We start from the raw sequence: 17,014 nt of genomic DNA on the forward strand, positions 1-17,014 counted from the left end.
CGCGATTCGATGCGACCGAAATGGCAAGGAACAGGTGAATCATGGTTGAAGTTCAGTTGCAGGTGAACGGCGTCGATGTCCGGCACGAAGTCCCGGACCAGACGCTGCTCGTCGAATTCCTGCGCGAGACGCTGCGCCTGACCGGCACGCACGTCGGCTGCGATACCAGTCAGTGCGGCGCATGCACCGTCAATCTCGACGGCGTCTCCGTCAAGTCTTGTACGGTACTCGCCGCCCAGGCGAGCGGCGGACGCGTCGTGACCGTCGAAGGATTGAAGCCGAACGAAGAAACCGGCCTGCATCCGGTGCAAAACGCGTTTGTGCAATGCCACGGACTGCAGTGCGGGTTCTGCACCCCTGGCATGATCATGGCGTGCGACTTCTACCTGCGCCAACCGCCGGCACTTGACGACGCAAGCATTTGCCACGGACTCGAAGGCAACATCTGCCGCTGTACCGGTTACGTGAACATCATCGAGGCGGTGCGGCACGCGGCACGCGAGATGTATCCGGGACAGGCAGGCGCAGCGCTCCAGGAGGATCCGCACTCATGATCGGCAAACCGATACCGCGTGTCGAAGATTTGCGCTTCGTCACCGGCCAGGGACAATACACCGACGATCTGCGCGTCGAAGGTCAGCTGTATGGGGCGTTTCTGCGTTCGCCTCATGCGCATGCGGCGCTCACTTCGATCGACACCCGCGCGGCACGCGAAGCGCCAGGTGTCGTCGCGGTGCTTGTGGGGCAGAACTATGTCGACGACGGCTTGCTCGGCTGCGATCACGTGCCGAACCCGGTCGATGCGGTCGATGCGACGAGAAAGGCGTTCCTCACGTCGTTGACCGGTTCGATCTTCAATCAGCTGCATATTCCGCTGCCGGTCGACCGGGTCCGCTATGTCGGCGAAGCGATCGCGATGGTGGTCGCGCAAACCCCGCTGCAAGCGCGCAATGCGGCCGAAATGATCGAGGTCGATTACGACGTGCTCGACGCCGTGGTCAACGGCGCGGATGCGATGCGCGACGACGCGCCGCAATTGTGGGAAGGCGCGCCCGGCAATCTGTGTTTCCAGACCCAGATCGGCGATCGCGATGAGGCGCGCCGCATTCTCGCTCACGCGCATCATGTCGTGCAACGCGAGTTTCACCATAGCCGGCTCGTCAACTGCCAGATGGAGCCGCGCAGCGCGATCGGCGATTACGATGCGCGGACCGGCACCTATACGTTGATCTCCGGCAGCCAGGGCGCCGTACGTCAGAAACTCGTGCTCGCCGGCGCGCTGAAAGTGCCACCCGCGCAAGTACGCGTGGTCTGCCCGGATACCGGCGGCGGCTTCGGGCCGCGCTCGTTCGTCTACGTCGAGCAGCTGGCGGTTGTCTGGGCCGCGCGCCGCATCGGCCGCCCGGTCAAGTGGACGAGCGATCGCAGCGAAGCGTTCCTGTCCGACTATCAGGGCCGCGACCAGATCATCCGCTCCTCGATCGGCTTCTCGAAAGAAGGCCGCATTCTCGCGATCGACAACGAATGGATCGGCAACGTCGGCGCGCATACGGTGTCGTATGTGCCGATGTCGAACGGCACGCGCATCATGACCACCGTCTACGATGTGCCGGTCGCGGCCGTTCATGTCAGCGCGGTGCTGACCAACACGGTGCCGACCGCGCCCTATCGCGGCGCGGGGCGGCCCGAAGCGCACCACGTGATCGAGCGGATGCTCGATCTCGCCGCCGCGGAGCTCGGCGTCGACCGTGTCGAGATTCGCCGCCGCAATCTGATTGCACACGACAAGCTGCCCTATCGCAGTCCGATGGGCCTGACCTACGACAGCGGCGAGTTCTCACGCAACATGGAACGCGCGCTGACGCTCGCCGAATGGGATAGCTTCGAAGCACGCCGCGCCGCATCGCGCGCACACGGCAAGCTGCGCGGCATTGGCCTCGCGAACTACATCGAGTCGCCGGTCGGCGCGCCGCGCGAGCGCATCGAGCTGACCGTGCTGCCGGATGGACGGGTCGACATCGTGTCGGGCACCCAATCGACCGGGCAAGGGCACGAAACCACGTTCGCGCAAGTGATTGCTCAACATCTCGGCGTGCCGATGTCCGTCGTGAAGCTGCGCACCGGCGATACCGCGTTCGTCAGCGTCGGCGGTGGCAGTCACTCGGATCGCTCGATGCGCCTAGGCGGCATGTTGCTCGTCGATACCGCCGCACAGATCATTGCGACCGGTAAGCGTGTCGCCGCGACACTGTTCGATATCGCCGACGAAAAAGTCGAATTTGCCGACGGCGAATTTATCGACGCCGCGTCGGGCCGCCGCACGAACCTGTTCGACATCGCGCGCGTCGTCGCGAGCGACGGCCTGCCTGGCGAGCCCTTGAAGAAGAAGCTCTATGCGGAAGCGGAAGTCAACACGCGCGTACCCGCCCACCCGACCGGTTCCGCCATCTGCGAGCTCGAGGTCGATCCGGATACCGGCATCGTCACGCTCGTCAATTACACATCGGTCGACGACGTCGGGCAGCCGATCAATCCGCTGATCGTCGAAGGCCAGGTGCACGGCGGCCTCGCGCAGGGGATCGGCCAGGCGCTATCGGAAACCTGCTATGTCGACCGTGAAACGGGCCAGGTGCTGACTGGCTCGTATATGGACTACGGCATGCCGCGCGCGGGCGTGGTGCCGCCGCTGCGCGTCGAACTGACCGAAGACCCGACGCACGGCAACCCGTTGCGTGTGAAAGGCGGCGGCGAAAGCGGCATTACGCCGGCCACCGCGACGATCTTCAACGCGCTTGCCGATGCATTGAAGGAGATCGGCAATGAAGAGCTCGCGATGCCTGCGACACCGAAGGTTGTTTGGGAGTACATCCATCGCGACGCCGCGTAAATGACACCCACCCGAACTATCCACGCGCGGCTCCGACTCGAACTGAAACCAAGGAACTTGCATGTCCACTGAATTCGTTGCAATCAAGCGAAACGGCCCGCTGCTCGACATCGTGCTCGACCGGCCCGAGAACGGCAATCTGATTAACGCGGAAATGAGCGACGCGATCATCGCCGCCGTGACGAACATCGACGACGACGTCAAACTCGTTCGCATCGGCAGCAGTAGCGCCGATTTCTGCAAGGGCCGCCAGTCGCCGATGCCAGCCGCCGATGCCAAACCGTCGGCGGAGACCTTGCGTCGTGTTGTCGCGGCGCCGCCGCTCGCGCTCTACGACGCGTTGAAAGCGGTGCGCGTGCCGGTCGTATCCATCGTGCGCGGCGAAGCGATCGGCGTCGGCTGCGCGTTGGCGGGCGTCTGCGACGTCGCGCTCGCCGCCGACACCGCGGTGTTTCAGATCCCCGAAATGGAACGCGACATCCCGCCGACCCTCGTGATGTCAGCGCTCATCGGCCGCGTACCGGTCAAGACCGTCGCGCACATGGTGCTGAGCCGCGAACGCGTCAATGCGACCGAGGCGCTGCACGCGGGCCTCGTGAGCCGCGTGGTCGCAGCGCACGAACTCGATTCGGCAGCGGAAAAACTGACGCAAACGCTGCTCGGCTGCAGCGCGGTCACGTTGCGTGCCGTCAAGCAGTTCCTGCACCTCGCACCGGAAATGCCTGCGTCGGGCGCAAGCGGTTTCGCGGCCCATCTCGCGGCCACGGCGCTGTCGGCGCGCTTCTGATTGCCGATTGCGCAAGCGCGACCAGACAACTCCCCGAACGACACTCGACTATCCATACGCATCCGCATTGCGCAAGGACCCCCACGTGAGACCGAAGACCGTCATCCCCTCCACCGTGCAAGGCGCGGCGGCCCCTGACCTCGAACAGTTCCGCCTGCGCCGTTTTCTCGACGCACTCGACGAGAGCGAACTGGAACGCCGCGAAGCACCCGTCGATCTCGCGGACGTCGCCGCGATCATGGAAGGCAACCCGCGTGCGGTGTGGTTCAAGCGTCCGGCAGGCGGCGAGATCTCGCTCGCGGGCAGCGTAGCCGCAAGCCGCACACGCCTCGCGAAAGCGTTCGATACGACACCGCAACAGCTGCTCTCAACCGTCCGCGAACGGCTCGCCGTCAAAGGCAAGCTGATCGAAGTCACGCGTGAAGAAGCGCCCGTGCAACAGGTTGTGCTGACCGGCGATGCCTGTGACTTCACCGCGTTGCCCGTGCATCTGCAGCACGACCTGGACGGCGCGCCCTATATTTCGGCGTCCATCGATTTCGCCGTCGATCCGGAAACCGGCTGGACCAATGTCGGTATTCGCCGGCTGATGCTGCGCGGCCGACGCACCGCGGGCATCGATCTCGTCGCGCCATCCGATCTGCGCGTCATCAGCATCGCCCATTCGAAGCGCGGCGAACGTTTGCCTATTGCGTTTGCGGTCGGCACCCACCCGGTCGACCACGTCGGCGCGACGATGCGTATTCCCGCCGACGAACTCGAACTCGTCGCCGCCCTGCGCGGCACGCCGATGGGTGTCGTCAAATGCGTGACGAACGATCTGCTGGTGCCCGCCGACGCGGAATTCATTCTCGAGGGCTATCTCGACGAGCGCGGCCATGTGGAACCTGAAGGGCCTTATGGCGAATTCCTCGGCTATTACGGCGGCGTGAAGACGAACCCGGTGTTTCATCTGACCGCGATCACGCATCGGCGCGACGCGGTGTTCCAGACGTGCACGATCGGCGGCCGTTCGATGGCGCGCACCGACACGGCGCAACTCGCCGCGCTGCGCACCGAGGTCACTGTGTGGCGCGCACTCGAGACGGCCGTTCGCGAGGTCAAAGCGGTTTATTGCAGCGCTGCGACGGGCGGCATGTTCAACGTGCGCGTCGCGCTGCAACAGCGCGTGCCCGGTGAAGCGCGCAATGCAATCGCCGCGGTGTTCGCATCGCTCGCGAACGTCAAGCATGTGTTCATCGTCGACCCGGACATCGACATCTTCTCTGAAGAGCAAATGGACTGGGCTCTCGCGACGCGTTTCCAGGCGGACCGCGACCTCGTCGTGCAGAACGGCTTGCGCGCGATGCCGCTCGACCCGTCGCTGCATGGCCTCGCGCACGGCGCGGCGAGTACTGCGAAGGCCGGCTTCGATCTGACGCTGCCGCTGCTCGCGCCGGGTGCACAGCGGCCGCTCGAGCATCGCGTGCCGACGCCGCCACGCTACGAAGGCGCGCGTTTCGCGTCGCTCGAAGCGGCGCTCGCGGATGGCCCGAAGCGCTTTGCCGAGCTGATGGCCGCCACCGGCACGCGCGATGGCCGCGACGTCGTGCGCTGGCTCGAGGACATCGCCGCCACCCGCGCGATCGCGCGAGACGACGAAGGACGCTACGCATTTTGCTAGCGCGATAGGGTGCGGCCGCCGCCGGCGGCCGCACATTTGAACTTCTTCACTCGAAACGGAAGGGATAGAATCTGCGGCATTCTTAAGCCGGACACGAAGGATCGCCGTCAATGAATCTCTCCCTCAAGCAGCTCAAAGTCTTTCTCGGCGTCGCGAACGCATCGAGCTTCACGAAAACCGCGCAAAGCATGCATCTAAGCCAGGCTGCGCTGAGCGCGATCATCCGCGAGCTCGAAACCCAGCTGCAATGCCGGCTGCTCGAACGCACGACGCGCACCGTCGCGCTGACGGATGCGGGCCGCGCGTTCTATCCGACTGCCATGAAGATCGTCGAGACGCTTGAGAAATCGGTGATCGAATTGAATGAGCTCGGCCGCCAGAAGCAGGAATCGCTGCTGCTCGGCTGCACGCCGATGATCGCCGCAAGCCTGATGCCGCAGGTGCTCGCCCGTTTTGCGCACACGCATCCGACGTCGACCATCGAACTCGTCGACCGACCACCCAGCGAATTGCTGCGAATGGTCGAAGAGGGCGACCTCGATGCGGCGTTCGGTATCTTCTTCTCGCAGCTTTCCGGCATCGACCGCATGCCGATCTTTCCGACGAGACTCGTCGCGGTGTCCGCGCAAGGCGACACGTCACTCGGCGGCGCAGCCGCGCGTGAGCGGCACGGCGTGCGCTGGAGCGCGCTCGAAGGGCTGCCGCTCATTACGCTGCCCAAGGACAATCCGCTGCAAAGACTGATCGAAGCGACCCTGTCAAAAGAAGAAGTGACAGTTAGCCGGCGCATGGTGGTCGGACACTTGCAAACCGCGATCGCAATGGCCCACGAAGGATTGGGCGTCGCGGTCATGCCGTCGTTCTGTGAACATATCTGCCAGCACTATCGCGTGCAGATCGATGTGATACGGCCCGAGGCCGAGTTCTCGTTTTACCGGATCACGCGTAGCGGCCGCGACACGCTCGCGGTGCTCGATACGTTCACGGAAATGTTCGCGCAGGCGGCGCAACAGCGTCCGGCCGCGGCGGACCCGGAACCGACGCCGGCTCCCGTCGTCGCCGCCACACCGCGCGCCAAATAGCAACGGATCACGATTCGTGCGTCGAACGATCCGGTGAAGCGAAGGAGGTCGATCCGATGGCTCAACCCCGACGGTCGACCACGGGTTCAACCGCGCTATTCGTGCGGCGCTGGCCGCGCGCCATACTGGAAAATACGCCATCGCGGCGAATCAACCCATGGAACATGGCCGCGGCCAGATGCCCGAGGAAGGTGACAAATAGCAGCATCGCGAGCCAGGTATGCGCGCCGCGCAGGAACGCATACAGGCGCGGACTCTGTGGCACGATCGGCGGCAGATCCAACCCCGCGAACATATGCACCGGAAAGCCACCCGCCGACAGCATCGACCAGCCGATGAGCGGCATCGCAAACAGCAGCAGATAGAACAACCCATGCGAGCCATGCGCGAGGCAGCGCTGCCAGCCCGGCATGTCGCTCGGCAAGGGTGGCGGCCGGTGCGTGATACGCACGATCACGCGCACCACCACCAGCACGAGAATCGCAATGCCGAGCGGCCGATGGATCGCAATGAGTGTCAGATGCAACCGCGATACGGTTGCGACCATCCCGACGCCGATAAACAACATGGCGACGACGAGCGGCGCCATCAGCCAATGGAAAAAGCGAGCGGGCAGACTGAAGTGTGCTTGACCTGCTTTCATTGATGACCTTCTATCGACGAAATCTGCCCCGCGGGCATGTGAGCTTCCTCATGAAGCCGACGATTGTAGGACACAGCATAAGCGGCCGAACGCGCCGCGAGCAGCGGATCATCGGACGGCTTGAGTCCATCGGGCAGCACCGTCGGATCGTAGTTGATGTCGCGGCAGTCGCCATCCGCCTGGGCGCTTTCGCGCTCGATGGTCAGCGTACCCGCATCGATCTGCCTGCGATCGTCGGGCCATGCCTGCGTGGCGTCGTTCGTCACGTCGCCGTCGGCGGCCACGGTCAAAATCAGATGCCAACGCAACGGCCCCTGCGCGAGCCGGCTTGAAAGTTCTTCGGAAAGATAGTCCGGCGCATTGCCGCTCGGCTTCGCCGGTGCATAGGGCGCTTCGGGTATCACTGCCCAGCGGATAAACGACGTATTGCCGTCCGCGTCGATCGCGCGGAACGCGTTGATACTGTAATACGCGGCATTCGCGAAGCTGCTCGAAGGTGGATGGGTCTTGACCCATTTCTGGAACGGCTGCGTCTCCGGGTGCGCGCTAAAGAACGCCTTCAGTTTCGCCGGATCGGGCTTGCCCGTGGCCGGGTCGGGTTTGCCCGCCGCGAGCTGCTGATAAAACGCCTCCGGTGTGCTCACCACGAACAACGGCGTGTTGTTCATTCCGGTACGCCATTGCGCATGATTCGGCAATTCGAATTCGAGCGCAAAACTGCGCACCGGCGTGCCGCCGTCCGGCGCGACCGGATTCGGACCGGGAATGGCGAAGCGCCCGATTACCGGCGTGCGAACGGGTTCGAACACCTCCGCACGCGAAATACCGGATGCCTTGCCGTTACCTTCAAAGTAACCGGCAACACATACGCCCTTCGCATGGTTACGGCGAAAGCCCGGATGCACCCCACTATATGTTTCAAATTTATTTACGATATGTTGCGGCGTGAGCCGGTCTGGTGCAGCGAAACCCGCGACATAGACGAAAGCGCCGCCCACCGCGAGCACCACCACGCCGATTGCGCCGAGCTTGCCGATTTCCCCCGCATACCTGCCGGGATGACGCATGAGCTCGGCCAATGAAAATGGTCGTTCGTTCATGAAACCTACCTTTGCTTGAGATTCGCAAAGGGGCGAACACGGGTTCTTTGCATTTATTCCATCGATTTTCGAAGTCGTAAGAATGAAAGGTTAAACGTTGAACAAGACGCCTAACAAACCACTGCAAACAAATACTGTCGCGTTTATCCTATCGACGCTCACACCTTGTTGCGGGGAATTCATCATGTCTGTTTGCAGCCAATTTGAACTGTTCGGATTCTGGCGGTCGTCGGCCACCTATCGCGTGCGCGTCGCATTGAACCTGAAGAATATGAACGCGCAGGAAATGACGATCGATCTCGATGCCGGTCAGCAGCAAAGTCCGGAGTTTCTCAAGGTGAATCCGCTCGGCGCATTGCCGACGCTGATCGAACCTGGGCAGCAGCCGCTTACGCAATCGCTGGCGATTCTCGAATATCTCGAGGAATTGCAGCCGACGCCGCCGCTGTTGCCGTCCGACCTGCGAGGACGTGCGCGAGTCAGGTCGATCTCGTCGATGCTGACCGCCGATACGCATCCGCTCGTGGTGCCACGCGTCAAGAACTACCTGATGGAGCGCGGCGGTTTCGATCTCGCCGCATGGCGCGAATGGCAAATTCAGTGGTTCGGCGCGGGCATTCGCGCACTGGAAAGACGTCTCGTCACCGAACCTGGCACCGGCACCTGGTGCCACGGCGACTCGCCAACGTTTGCGGATATTGCGCTCGCGAGCATCATCGCGGTGATGCGCGTGTTCCAGGTTTCAATTCCCAACACGCCGACAGTGGACCGCATCATCGCGCAATGCGATATGCACGAAGCGTTCCTGAAGGCTGCGCCGTACCGGCAGATCGGCGCGCCGCCGGTACCGGTGCGCGGCTAGAAGTGGCAGCACAGTCCGGTGCCGATCTGCAACCGATTGCGGCTCGACGATGGGTCAGTTGAGTCATGATTCCAGATGCCCCGGACGATGCGCGTTGATAGACCGCTTCGAGGTGCACATCCGTGCGCGTCGAGATGACGCCTCTCACCTCGTACTTGCTGAAGCCTGCGACGGTTCATCGAGTCCGAAATGGCTGCGCAAGCCATCATGAAGTGCGAACGCATAGTGCGCAATCGCAGGCGTCCACGTATCCGTCGCATCGCACATTTTCTGCAGTTCGCGGCATTGTTCGGCGAATTGCAGTTCGCGAACGATCAGGAACGCACCACCGGCGCTGTGAGCCCAGTCGCGCAGCGCCGCGCGGTCGCAGGCGTCGATTATGCCGGCCAGCTTCGGCAAGTCGGTACTCAGATGGTCCTTGAGCATCGCGAGATAGCGAGACTTGTCGACTGCATCGAGTGTGTGCTGCCCAGTCGTTTCGGACGGGTTATGCGCATCCGGGACAAGGTGTGGCGGTAAATCGCGCGCACCTTGGTACAGCGCGAGCAGGCCCGTACGCAATTGCTGTAGCGATGCGGGCTTCGAAATGTAGCCGATAAAGCCGCGCTGTCGCCATTCGAGTGCCTGCTCAGCGCCAGTCACGGCACTGAAGGCGATCACGGGGAGCGCGGGATAGGTGTCGCGCAGTGCCATCATCAGCGCGTAACCGTCCATCTCCGGCATATGGATGTCGGTCAGCAAGAGATCGACTTCGGTCTGCGAAAGAATCGCCAACGCCTGTTTGCCGTCGCTGACGACGGTCGGCAAGCAGCCGAGGGTCGTCAACTGATCGGCGATCAGCGTCCGGTTCAGCGGATTGTCTTCGGCGACCAGCACGCGCAAGCCGCTCAATTCCGATGACACCGATGTCTGCATGCGATCGGCTGTCGCGCGCGGCGTCGCGTCGCGCGATGTCACATCGCCTCGCTCCGCACCGGTGTGCTCCACTCCGTGCACCGCCAGTTCGATCGCCGCGCTCAGCGCACGCTGGCTGAACGCGGTGACTTCAAACACGCGCTCACCCCGCATGCTCGGGCTTAGCGGGCCGCTGGGCGTCATCCATACAATGCCGGTCGGCCCCATTGCGCGCAAATGCGCTATGACGTCGTCGCGATACTCGCCGGTGACGATCATGAACGCAGGGCGATTCACGCGCAGCCATGTGCGGGCCGAATCAAGCAAGGTCACGCAGGTCGGCTGCCAGCCTTGCACGGTCAGCACCTCGTCGAACCACTCGACACCTGCCACGTCCTGGCAGAGCACGAACGCACTGCCGCGCGCGGCACACGTCTCAGACGGAGCATGGCTCTGCACAAGGCCGCCGTTTTCAGCCGGCACCGCAAGGGGCAAGGTCACCGTGAATGCGCTGCCCACACCCTGCACGCTCTCGACCGCAATCTGCCCGCCCATCAATTCACATAGCCGCACGCAGATCGACAGGCCAAGGCCGGTTCCGCCGAAACGGCTCGCCGTACCCGGCTCCGCCTGCACGAATGGCTTGAAGATTCGTGCGACCTGCTGCGCGTCCATGCCGATTCCGGAGTCGCTGACCCGGCACACGAGCCTATCGTGTCCGGCTTCGTCAGGTGGTACGTGCGCACTCAGCGTCACCCTGCCGCTCGACGTGAACTTGAACGCATTGCTCAACAGGTTGTTGACGATCTGCACGATGCGTGTGCTGTCGCCGCACCACACGCGATGCAGAGCCGGCGACAGATACGCATGGAAATTCAGCGGCCGTCCTTCTGCGAGCGGTGCATACGTTAGCGCGAGATTCTCGAGATCGTCGAGCGGGTCGAACGGCTCGTTGACCAGCTTCATCATGCCGGCGTCGATCTTCGAAAAGTCCAGAATATCGTTGACGATGCGCCGCAAGCTGTCCGCCGCCATGCCGACCGCGCGCACCCGCGGCTCATGCTGTTCGAGGTCCGGGCTGCGCGACAGCAGTTCGAGATTGCCGAGCAACGCGTTCATCGGTGTGCGAATCTCGTGGCTCATCGCCGCGAAGAAATTGCGCTGCGTGCGCATCATGGCTTCGGTTTCGCGCTGCGCGGCACGCAACTGCTCACTGAGCCGGTGACGGGCAGAGATGTCGACAATCGAACAGAACAGCACATCTTCGTTGTCGTGCCGCGCGGCCTGGTAGTTGATCTGCAGCATTTGCAGATCCGGCGCGTCAGTCTGGCCCGGCAGTGCGGGCACGATGAACTCCGCCTGTTTGCGCGCCGCGTGCTTATCGGCATCGGCATCGGCATCGGCATCGGCAGACGGCGACGCGCTCAGGCTGCATTCAATATAGGCGGCCGCGATATGCGGCGGCAAACCCGCCGCATCGCCGAGATGCAACAGGCTGCGCGCGAGCTGATTGGCCGCCATCACCGAGAAATCGCGCTGCCTGACGATGCACAGTCCGACCGGCGTCGCGCTGACGACGATATGGTTGATTGCCTCGCGCTGCAGCGCGTGCAACGCCTCCTCATGCCAGTTGCGCAAGAGCCGCATGCCCCAGAACTTCGCGACGAGCACCATCGCGACGATCAACAGCAGCCCGAAACCGACGATCGCGCCAAGTTGCAGTGCCGTGGCCGCGATTACCACGCGCCACGGGAGATAGCTGACGAGCAGCCCGTACCGGTGCGTCGCCGCATCGACGAACACCACGCCACGCCACGTATGGCGGACGCCGCCCAGCGGGGTTCGTTGGGCGAGCTCGCGCAGCCATTGCATCGTCGATGTCGCGAGCGGCGGCGTCGATGCAACCGGTCGGTAGCGCGCAACACTCAGCAACAGTGTGGACGAACCGGAAGGCTGACGAACTTCCGCGAGCAATGCGCTGACTGGCAGCGTCATCGCGATCAGCATGACTGGCGTCCCACTGGCGGATTGCATGCTCAGCGTACTGACGACCGGCGCGCCGCTTAGCGGGTCGGTGTACGGGCCGACCAGCACGCGCTCGCCCGTCGCTAGTGTGCGCTTGCCCGTTTGTGACGCGAGTGCGGCGAGCAGCGTGTCGCGCAGTGTCGTCGCAAGTCGGGCGTCAAGCGGCGGCGCGTGCGGATCCGTGCGCGGATCGACGGCTGGAAGAATGGCCGCATAGTCGCCGTCGAGCCCGATCAGAAACGTACGGTACGGCAATTCGAATGCGTCACGCGTGGCCAGTGTCGAGTCGGCGGCTTCCGAAAGCCGCCACAACTGCGTGCCCAGATCCGCGCGCCATGCGGCTCGCGTCGCTTCGGACACGACAATGGCAAACGGAATACCCAGCGTCGACGAATGACTGAGCGCAACGCCGGATTCACTGACTCGACGAACCAGCTCGTCCGGCGCGTGATGCACGTCTTGCGTCTGACGATAGAACTTCGTCGTCCATTCGGTTCGGACAAGGAACGATGCGGCGCGATGCAGAAACAGCGACACGTCGGCCGCGTTCTGTGCGCTGGTCCGGCGTTGCAGATCGAGTTGCTTGTCGATGGCCAGCGCCGCGAGCAGCAACACCGAAAAGGCGACGATCGATATCAGGACGGTCAGCGTCGCAAAGTACAGACGCTGCTGGCGCCGCGCATTCGCCGCCAGCGACGCAAATGCGCCGGCGAGCGATTCCTGCGTGCGGTCGAGAATGTTTGGCATCGCATCGCTTGATGATGTGCGCCGCGGCAAGGTCCGCGTCTCGCTTCGCTTGCAAACCACTGCGCGAGCGCCACCGCTGGCGGGCAACGCAGTCAATCCAGCGCAGTCAATCCAGTTTAGGCCGTTTCGCTTTGGCGAGCGATGTCATGTCTGATGGATCGGCGTAAGCCCCACCTCGACAAATATTTATTGACCCGTCAGCATGAAACCGTCAGCGCCCCGAAGTGTGTGCGGGCCGGCTGACCCGAGTAACAACGGCGTTTTAGCGGCCCGTCCCTGGTGGACGGGCTATTTTTTGTGTGCGGGAACGTAGGACAACCGATTGCCGCACACCCGAGTGAACTCGCGTACGCGGGGTCCATAAAACAAGCAATAAATACCTATTTTCCAGTCTCCCGGCAGAATTTTCCGGCTCGCATTTCGCGCAGGCTACCCGAGATGCAATACCGCGATGCGTCGATGACACGCACCGACCAGGAACAGTCATCGAACAATGCTAGGCTCGTCTGACCGACGAACGGCGCACGAAACTGCATTGCATGCGCTTCGTGCGCAAGTTCACTGACCGACGGTTACGACTGCGACAAACTCACCAATGTGCGCAACTCATGAAACCGGGCGGTGCCCGCGCGACGCAACGCGCACCGCACCAGGGCACAAAAAATGCAATGGCCGGCGCGCGAAGTCGCGTTAAACTGGCTTAAGCATTCGCGTCGCCCGCACCGCGCAGAGTCTGCCGGGTAGCGCGACAGAACGGTGAAGGTCCCCGTACAATGCTTGTTCTATAACGGATGAGGAAATTTTCGATGCGCACCACCGGGTCTTCCGGGTCTATGGCCCTGCTCACCGAGTACGACGACGCGACCGGGCGCGAACTGCGCACGCTGCGGCTCGAAGCGACAGAAGACGGTAAAGGCATTCTTCTCGTCGAGGTCGACGAACGCAAACCGGGCATTCACCGCGAAGTGCGTTATGAAATCACGCCGGCTGAACTGATCGCGGCAATCCGTGCGCATGGTGCCGAACTCCCGGGAGAACAGCACAACCACCATCGGCAGGGAACCTGATCCACTCGCGGCGCCGCGTTCGCGAGCCGCCTCATCTGCCGTCCGTTTTGCGCTTTGCCATTGCGTTTCAGCCAGCCGTCCCCAAGTCGTGTCTTGCCGTACGGCCCGCAGCCGTACGGCGAGTGCAACGTTGTCGTCGATCGCTTTCCCATCGCATTTCTGTCGTTTTTCCGGTTGCTTTTTCGCTGCGTTGCTGTTGCGTCCGTGCTGCTCGAACCGGGTTTGCGCGGCGAGGCGTGCGGCGTACGGTCGCCGCGCCGCTGCAATCTGAAAGACTGGCTCCAAAAGCTGCTTCCAATGCGGGCGGGCCGTTGGGCCGCTCGCTTGCACGTGGCGGAAATGCGTCCATAATTCTTACCTCACCTGACGCAATTGCTGCGGTTTGAAACGCCGCGGAAAGTAAACCGATGCTACATGATCTCGTCGAGCAATACGGGCCGGCGCTAGTGTTCGTCAATGTGCTCGCCGCGTCCATCGGGCTACCCGTGCCCGCGATGCCATCCCTCGTGCTATTCGGCGCGATGGCCGCCATGAATCCCGCGACCGTCGGAACGCAGCTGGTTTCGGTGCTGGTGCTGGCGATCTTCGCCACGCTGATCGGCGACAGCGCGTGGTATCTCGCCGGCCGCATCTACGGCGGCAACACGCTGAAGACGCTATGCAAGCTGTCGTTGTCACGTGATTCCTGCGTGAAGAAGACCGAGCGGTTCTTCGGCCGCTGGGGCGTGCGCGTGCTTGCCGTCGCGAAGTTCGTGCCTGGCCTGTCGATCGTCTCGATTCCGATGGCCGGCGCGATGGGCACGCCGTACCGCACGTTCCTCACCTACGACAGCGTCGGCGCCGCGCTGTGGTCCGGCCTCGGCCTGTCGCTCGGCGCGCTGTTCGCGAAGCAGCTCGACCTGCTGTTCGCTGAAGCCAGCCAGCTCGGCAAGCTGACTGCGCTGATCGTGGTCGGTCTGCTGCTGCTTTACGCCGGATACCGCTGGACGCGTCGGCGTGCATTGATCAAGAAGCTCGCCACCGCACGCATGAGTGTCGACGAGCTATACGATCTGATGCTGAAAAAAGAAACACCCGTGCTGTTCGACATCCGTTCGGAAGAGAAGCGCAAGCTCGATCCTTTCGTGATCCCCGGCTCGAAGTTCGCCGACGAACGCCAGCTCAACGACATCCTCGCGGCCTACCCACGCACGCAGAAGCTCGTCATCTACTGCTCGTGTCCGAACGAGGTGTCCGCCGCATGGATGGCAAAACAGCTGACCGACGCCGGCTTCAGCGACGTGCTGCCCTTGCGCGGCGGCCTCGACGCGTGGCGCGATGCAGGCCGGCAGCTCGAGCCGCTGGCGGACGCCCCCGCGCCGCATGTCGATGACATCGGTATCTCGCCGAAAGCTGTGTAGTATCGCCGCGGCCTCCGCGCATCGCTATGCGGGGTGCCGGGGCTCATGTGCCTGATCACAACGCTCATCCCTGATGAATGCAAACGACGTAAGGAGCGGTTCGATGCTTGCAGCAACCCGCGATGGTGAAGGACAAAGCGGCGACGTCGTCGCGGACGCACCGTTTTCGAATCTGTCGACGCGGCGTCATCAGATGTTCCCCCGGCTCACGTCCGCCGAGATTGACCGCGTGCGGCGCTTTGGCGACCTGCATCACTGGCACGCGGGCGAATATCTGTTCCGCACCGGCCATATGGGCCCCGGCATGTTCGTGATGCTGTCGGGTTCGGTGCGCATTACGCAGCGCGACGGGCTCGGCCGCGAGAACCTCGTCGTCGAACATGAAGGCGCCGGGCAGTTCCTCGCGGAAGTCGGGCAGCTGTCAGGCAAGCCCGCGCTCGTCGACGGGCTGGCGATGGAGCCGGTCAGCGCGGTGCTGATCACGCCGGAACGTCTGCGTGCGCTGATCGTCGCGGAAGCCGAACTCGGCGAGCGCATCATGCGCGCGCTGATTCTGCGGCGCGTGTCGCTCATCGAGAAAGGCGCAGGCGGCCCGATTCTGCTCGGCAAAAGCTATGACGCGCGGCTGGTCGCGCTGCAAAGCTTCCTGTCGCGCAACGGCCACCCGCACTCGGTTATCAACGAACGCGACGAAACAGCGCTCGGTCTCATCGAACAGTTCGGCGCACAGCCGGAAGATCTGCCGCTCGTGATCTGCCCGGACGGCAGGGTGCTGCGCCGCCCGAGCGACCCGGAACTCGCATCCTGTCTCGGCCTTCTGCCCGATCTCGACGAACGCCATGTGTACGACGTCGCGATCGTCGGCGCAGGCCCGGCAGGACTCGCCACCGCGGTCTATGCGGCATCCGAAGGCCTGTCGGTGATCGTGCTTGACAGCCGCGCGCCGGGCGGTCAGGCAGGCGCGAGCTCACGCATCGAGAACTACCTCGGTTTTCCGACCGGCATCTCCGGCCAGGCGCTCGCCGGGCGCGCGTTCGTGCAGGCGCAGAAGTTCGGCGCGCACGTCGCGATTCCGCTCAAGGTAAAAGCGCTGCATTGCTCAGAACGTCCGCACCGGCTCGAGTTGACCTGCAACGCCGGCATCCGGACCGGCAATGTGCGCGCGCAGTCGGTGGTGATCGCCAGCGGCGCGGTCTACCGGCGGCCCGCGATCGAAGGACTCGACCGTTTCGACGGCCGCGGCATCTATTACTGGGCGTCGCCGGTCGAAGCGAAGCTATGCAAGCAGCAGGAAGTCGTGGTGGTCGGCGGCGGCAATTCGGCGGGACAGGGCATCGTCTATCTGGCGTCGCATTGCGCGCACATTCACGTGCTGATTCGCCGCAGCGGCTTCGAATCGACGATGTCGCGCTACCTGATCGACCGGATCCGCTCACTGCCGAACGTGACCGTGCATCCGCATACGGAAATCGGCTGGCTCGATGCGGACGAAAGCGGGTTGTCGACGATCGGGTTGAAGTCCCCGTTGCCGAGCGGCGAGGACCGTTTCGAGTCGCGGCATCTCTTCCTGTTCACCGGTGCCGAGCCGAATACCGGGTGGCTGCGCACCTGCGGCGTGCAACTCGACGCGAAGGGCTTTGTGCTGACCGGCGCCGACTCGGCCTGCGACCTGGTGACATCGGTCGAAGGCGTATACGCGATCGGTGACGCGCGTGCTGGATCGACCAAGCGTGTCGCGGCGGCAGTCGGCGAAGGGGCAGCGGTGGTCGCGCAGATCCATCAGATGCTCGCGACGCAAAAAGGCGAAGCGGTCGCGCTCGGCGCGTAATGTGCCGCGCGGTCCGTGGTGGACCGCGG

At 63.4% G+C, this 17,014-nt stretch carries 12 protein-coding genes; 9 read left to right on the plus strand and 3 right to left on the minus strand.

Going from position 1 to position 17,014, the window contains the following annotated elements:
• Positions 1-41 precede the first annotated feature (41 nt).
• The 5 genes from HV796_RS12915 (at position 42) to HV796_RS12935 (ending at position 6,419) form a co-directional block, all read left to right on the plus strand.
• Positions 42-554, plus strand: coding sequence for a (2Fe-2S)-binding protein (locus HV796_RS12915; protein WP_175226876.1), 513 nt, complete (start codon positions 42-44; stop codon positions 552-554).
• Positions 551-2,887 (plus strand): xanthine dehydrogenase family protein molybdopterin-binding subunit, encoded by a 2,337-nt coding sequence (locus tag HV796_RS12920; protein WP_175226877.1) that lies wholly within the window; start codon positions 551-553, stop codon positions 2,885-2,887. Before HV796_RS12915 ends, HV796_RS12920 begins: the two co-directional genes overlap by 4 nt.
• A 61-nt stretch (positions 2,888-2,948) precedes the next feature.
• Positions 2,949-3,674: an enoyl-CoA hydratase/isomerase family protein gene (locus HV796_RS12925; protein WP_175226878.1), complete on the plus strand. Its 726-nt coding sequence runs from the start codon at positions 2,949-2,951 to the stop codon at positions 3,672-3,674.
• An 85-nt stretch (positions 3,675-3,759) separates the two neighbouring features.
• On the plus strand, positions 3,760-5,337 hold the full coding sequence (locus HV796_RS12930; RefSeq protein ID WP_175226879.1) for a UbiD family decarboxylase: 1,578 nt from the start codon (positions 3,760-3,762) through the stop codon (positions 5,335-5,337).
• 110 nt (positions 5,338-5,447) lie between these two features.
• A complete protein-coding gene (locus HV796_RS12935; RefSeq protein ID WP_175226880.1) occupies positions 5,448-6,419 on the plus strand; it encodes a LysR family transcriptional regulator in 972 nt (323 codons plus the stop codon).
• A gap of 61 nt (positions 6,420-6,480) precedes the next feature.
• Here the strand turns inward: HV796_RS12935 and HV796_RS12940 are convergent, their stop codons facing one another.
• Both HV796_RS12940 and HV796_RS12945 read right to left on the minus strand, forming a co-directional pair.
• Positions 6,481-7,062 (minus strand): cytochrome b, encoded by a 582-nt coding sequence (locus tag HV796_RS12940; RefSeq protein WP_175226881.1) that lies wholly within the window; start codon positions 7,060-7,062, stop codon positions 6,481-6,483.
• Entirely contained in the window at positions 7,059-8,129 is a 1,071-nt protein-coding gene (locus tag HV796_RS12945; protein ID WP_217477906.1) for a catalase family peroxidase, read from the minus strand. The genes HV796_RS12940 and HV796_RS12945 overlap by 4 nt, the downstream gene beginning before the upstream one ends.
• 217 nt (positions 8,130-8,346) lie before the next feature.
• Here HV796_RS12945 and maiA point away from each other — a divergent pair, with 217 nt between their 5' ends.
• Positions 8,347-9,024, plus strand: a complete 678-nt coding sequence (gene maiA, locus HV796_RS12950; protein ID WP_175226883.1) for a maleylacetoacetate isomerase — start codon at positions 8,347-8,349, stop codon at positions 9,022-9,024.
• Between the two features lie 144 nt (positions 9,025-9,168).
• Here maiA and HV796_RS12955 read toward each other — a convergent pair whose 3' ends face one another.
• Positions 9,169-12,690, minus strand: coding sequence for an ATP-binding protein (locus HV796_RS12955; RefSeq protein ID WP_175226884.1), 3,522 nt, complete (start codon positions 12,688-12,690; stop codon positions 9,169-9,171).
• A gap of 806 nt (positions 12,691-13,496) precedes the next feature.
• Between HV796_RS12955 and HV796_RS12960 the strand changes: the two genes are divergently transcribed.
• From HV796_RS12960 to HV796_RS12970, 3 genes are all read left to right on the plus strand, one after another.
• A complete protein-coding gene (locus HV796_RS12960) occupies positions 13,497-13,757 on the plus strand; it encodes a hypothetical protein (RefSeq protein WP_175226885.1) in 261 nt (86 codons plus the stop codon).
• Between the two features lie 407 nt (positions 13,758-14,164).
• A complete protein-coding gene (locus HV796_RS12965) occupies positions 14,165-15,157 on the plus strand; it encodes a DedA family protein/thiosulfate sulfurtransferase GlpE (protein ID WP_175226886.1) in 993 nt (330 codons plus the stop codon).
• Positions 15,158-15,260: 103 nt separating this feature from the next.
• Entirely contained in the window at positions 15,261-16,985 is a 1,725-nt protein-coding gene (locus HV796_RS12970; RefSeq protein ID WP_175226887.1) for an FAD-dependent oxidoreductase, read from the plus strand.
• Positions 16,986-17,014: the final 29 nt, after the last annotated feature.

This window comes from Paraburkholderia humisilvae (genome assembly GCF_902859855.1).
GTDB classification, from domain to species: domain Bacteria; phylum Pseudomonadota; class Gammaproteobacteria; order Burkholderiales; family Burkholderiaceae; genus Paraburkholderia; species Paraburkholderia humisilvae.

Excerpts from the sequence above, each read along its gene's own strand:
- HV796_RS12915 (WP_175226876.1), top strand. The coding sequence starts at position 42 with ATGGTTGAAGTTCAGTTGCAGGTGAACGGCGTCGATGTCCGGCACGAA.
- HV796_RS12920 (WP_175226877.1), top strand. The coding sequence starts at position 551 with ATGATCGGCAAACCGATACCGCGTGTCGAAGATTTGCGCTTCGTCACC.
- HV796_RS12925 (WP_175226878.1), top strand. The coding sequence starts at position 2,949 with ATGTCCACTGAATTCGTTGCAATCAAGCGAAACGGCCCGCTGCTCGAC.
- HV796_RS12935 (WP_175226880.1), top strand. The coding sequence starts at position 5,448 with ATGAATCTCTCCCTCAAGCAGCTCAAAGTCTTTCTCGGCGTCGCGAAC.
- HV796_RS12940 (WP_175226881.1), bottom strand. The coding sequence starts at position 7,062 with ATGAAAGCAGGTCAAGCACACTTCAGTCTGCCCGCTCGCTTTTTCCAT.
- HV796_RS12945 (WP_217477906.1), bottom strand. The coding sequence starts at position 8,129 with ATGCGTCATCCCGGCAGGTATGCGGGGGAAATCGGCAAGCTCGGCGCA.
- maiA (WP_175226883.1), top strand. The coding sequence starts at position 8,347 with ATGTCTGTTTGCAGCCAATTTGAACTGTTCGGATTCTGGCGGTCGTCG.
- HV796_RS12955 (WP_175226884.1), bottom strand. The coding sequence starts at position 12,690 with ATGCCAAACATTCTCGACCGCACGCAGGAATCGCTCGCCGGCGCATTT.
- HV796_RS12960 (WP_175226885.1), top strand. The coding sequence starts at position 13,497 with ATGCGCACCACCGGGTCTTCCGGGTCTATGGCCCTGCTCACCGAGTAC.
- HV796_RS12965 (WP_175226886.1), top strand. The coding sequence starts at position 14,165 with ATGCTACATGATCTCGTCGAGCAATACGGGCCGGCGCTAGTGTTCGTC.
- HV796_RS12970 (WP_175226887.1), top strand. The coding sequence starts at position 15,261 with ATGCTTGCAGCAACCCGCGATGGTGAAGGACAAAGCGGCGACGTCGTC.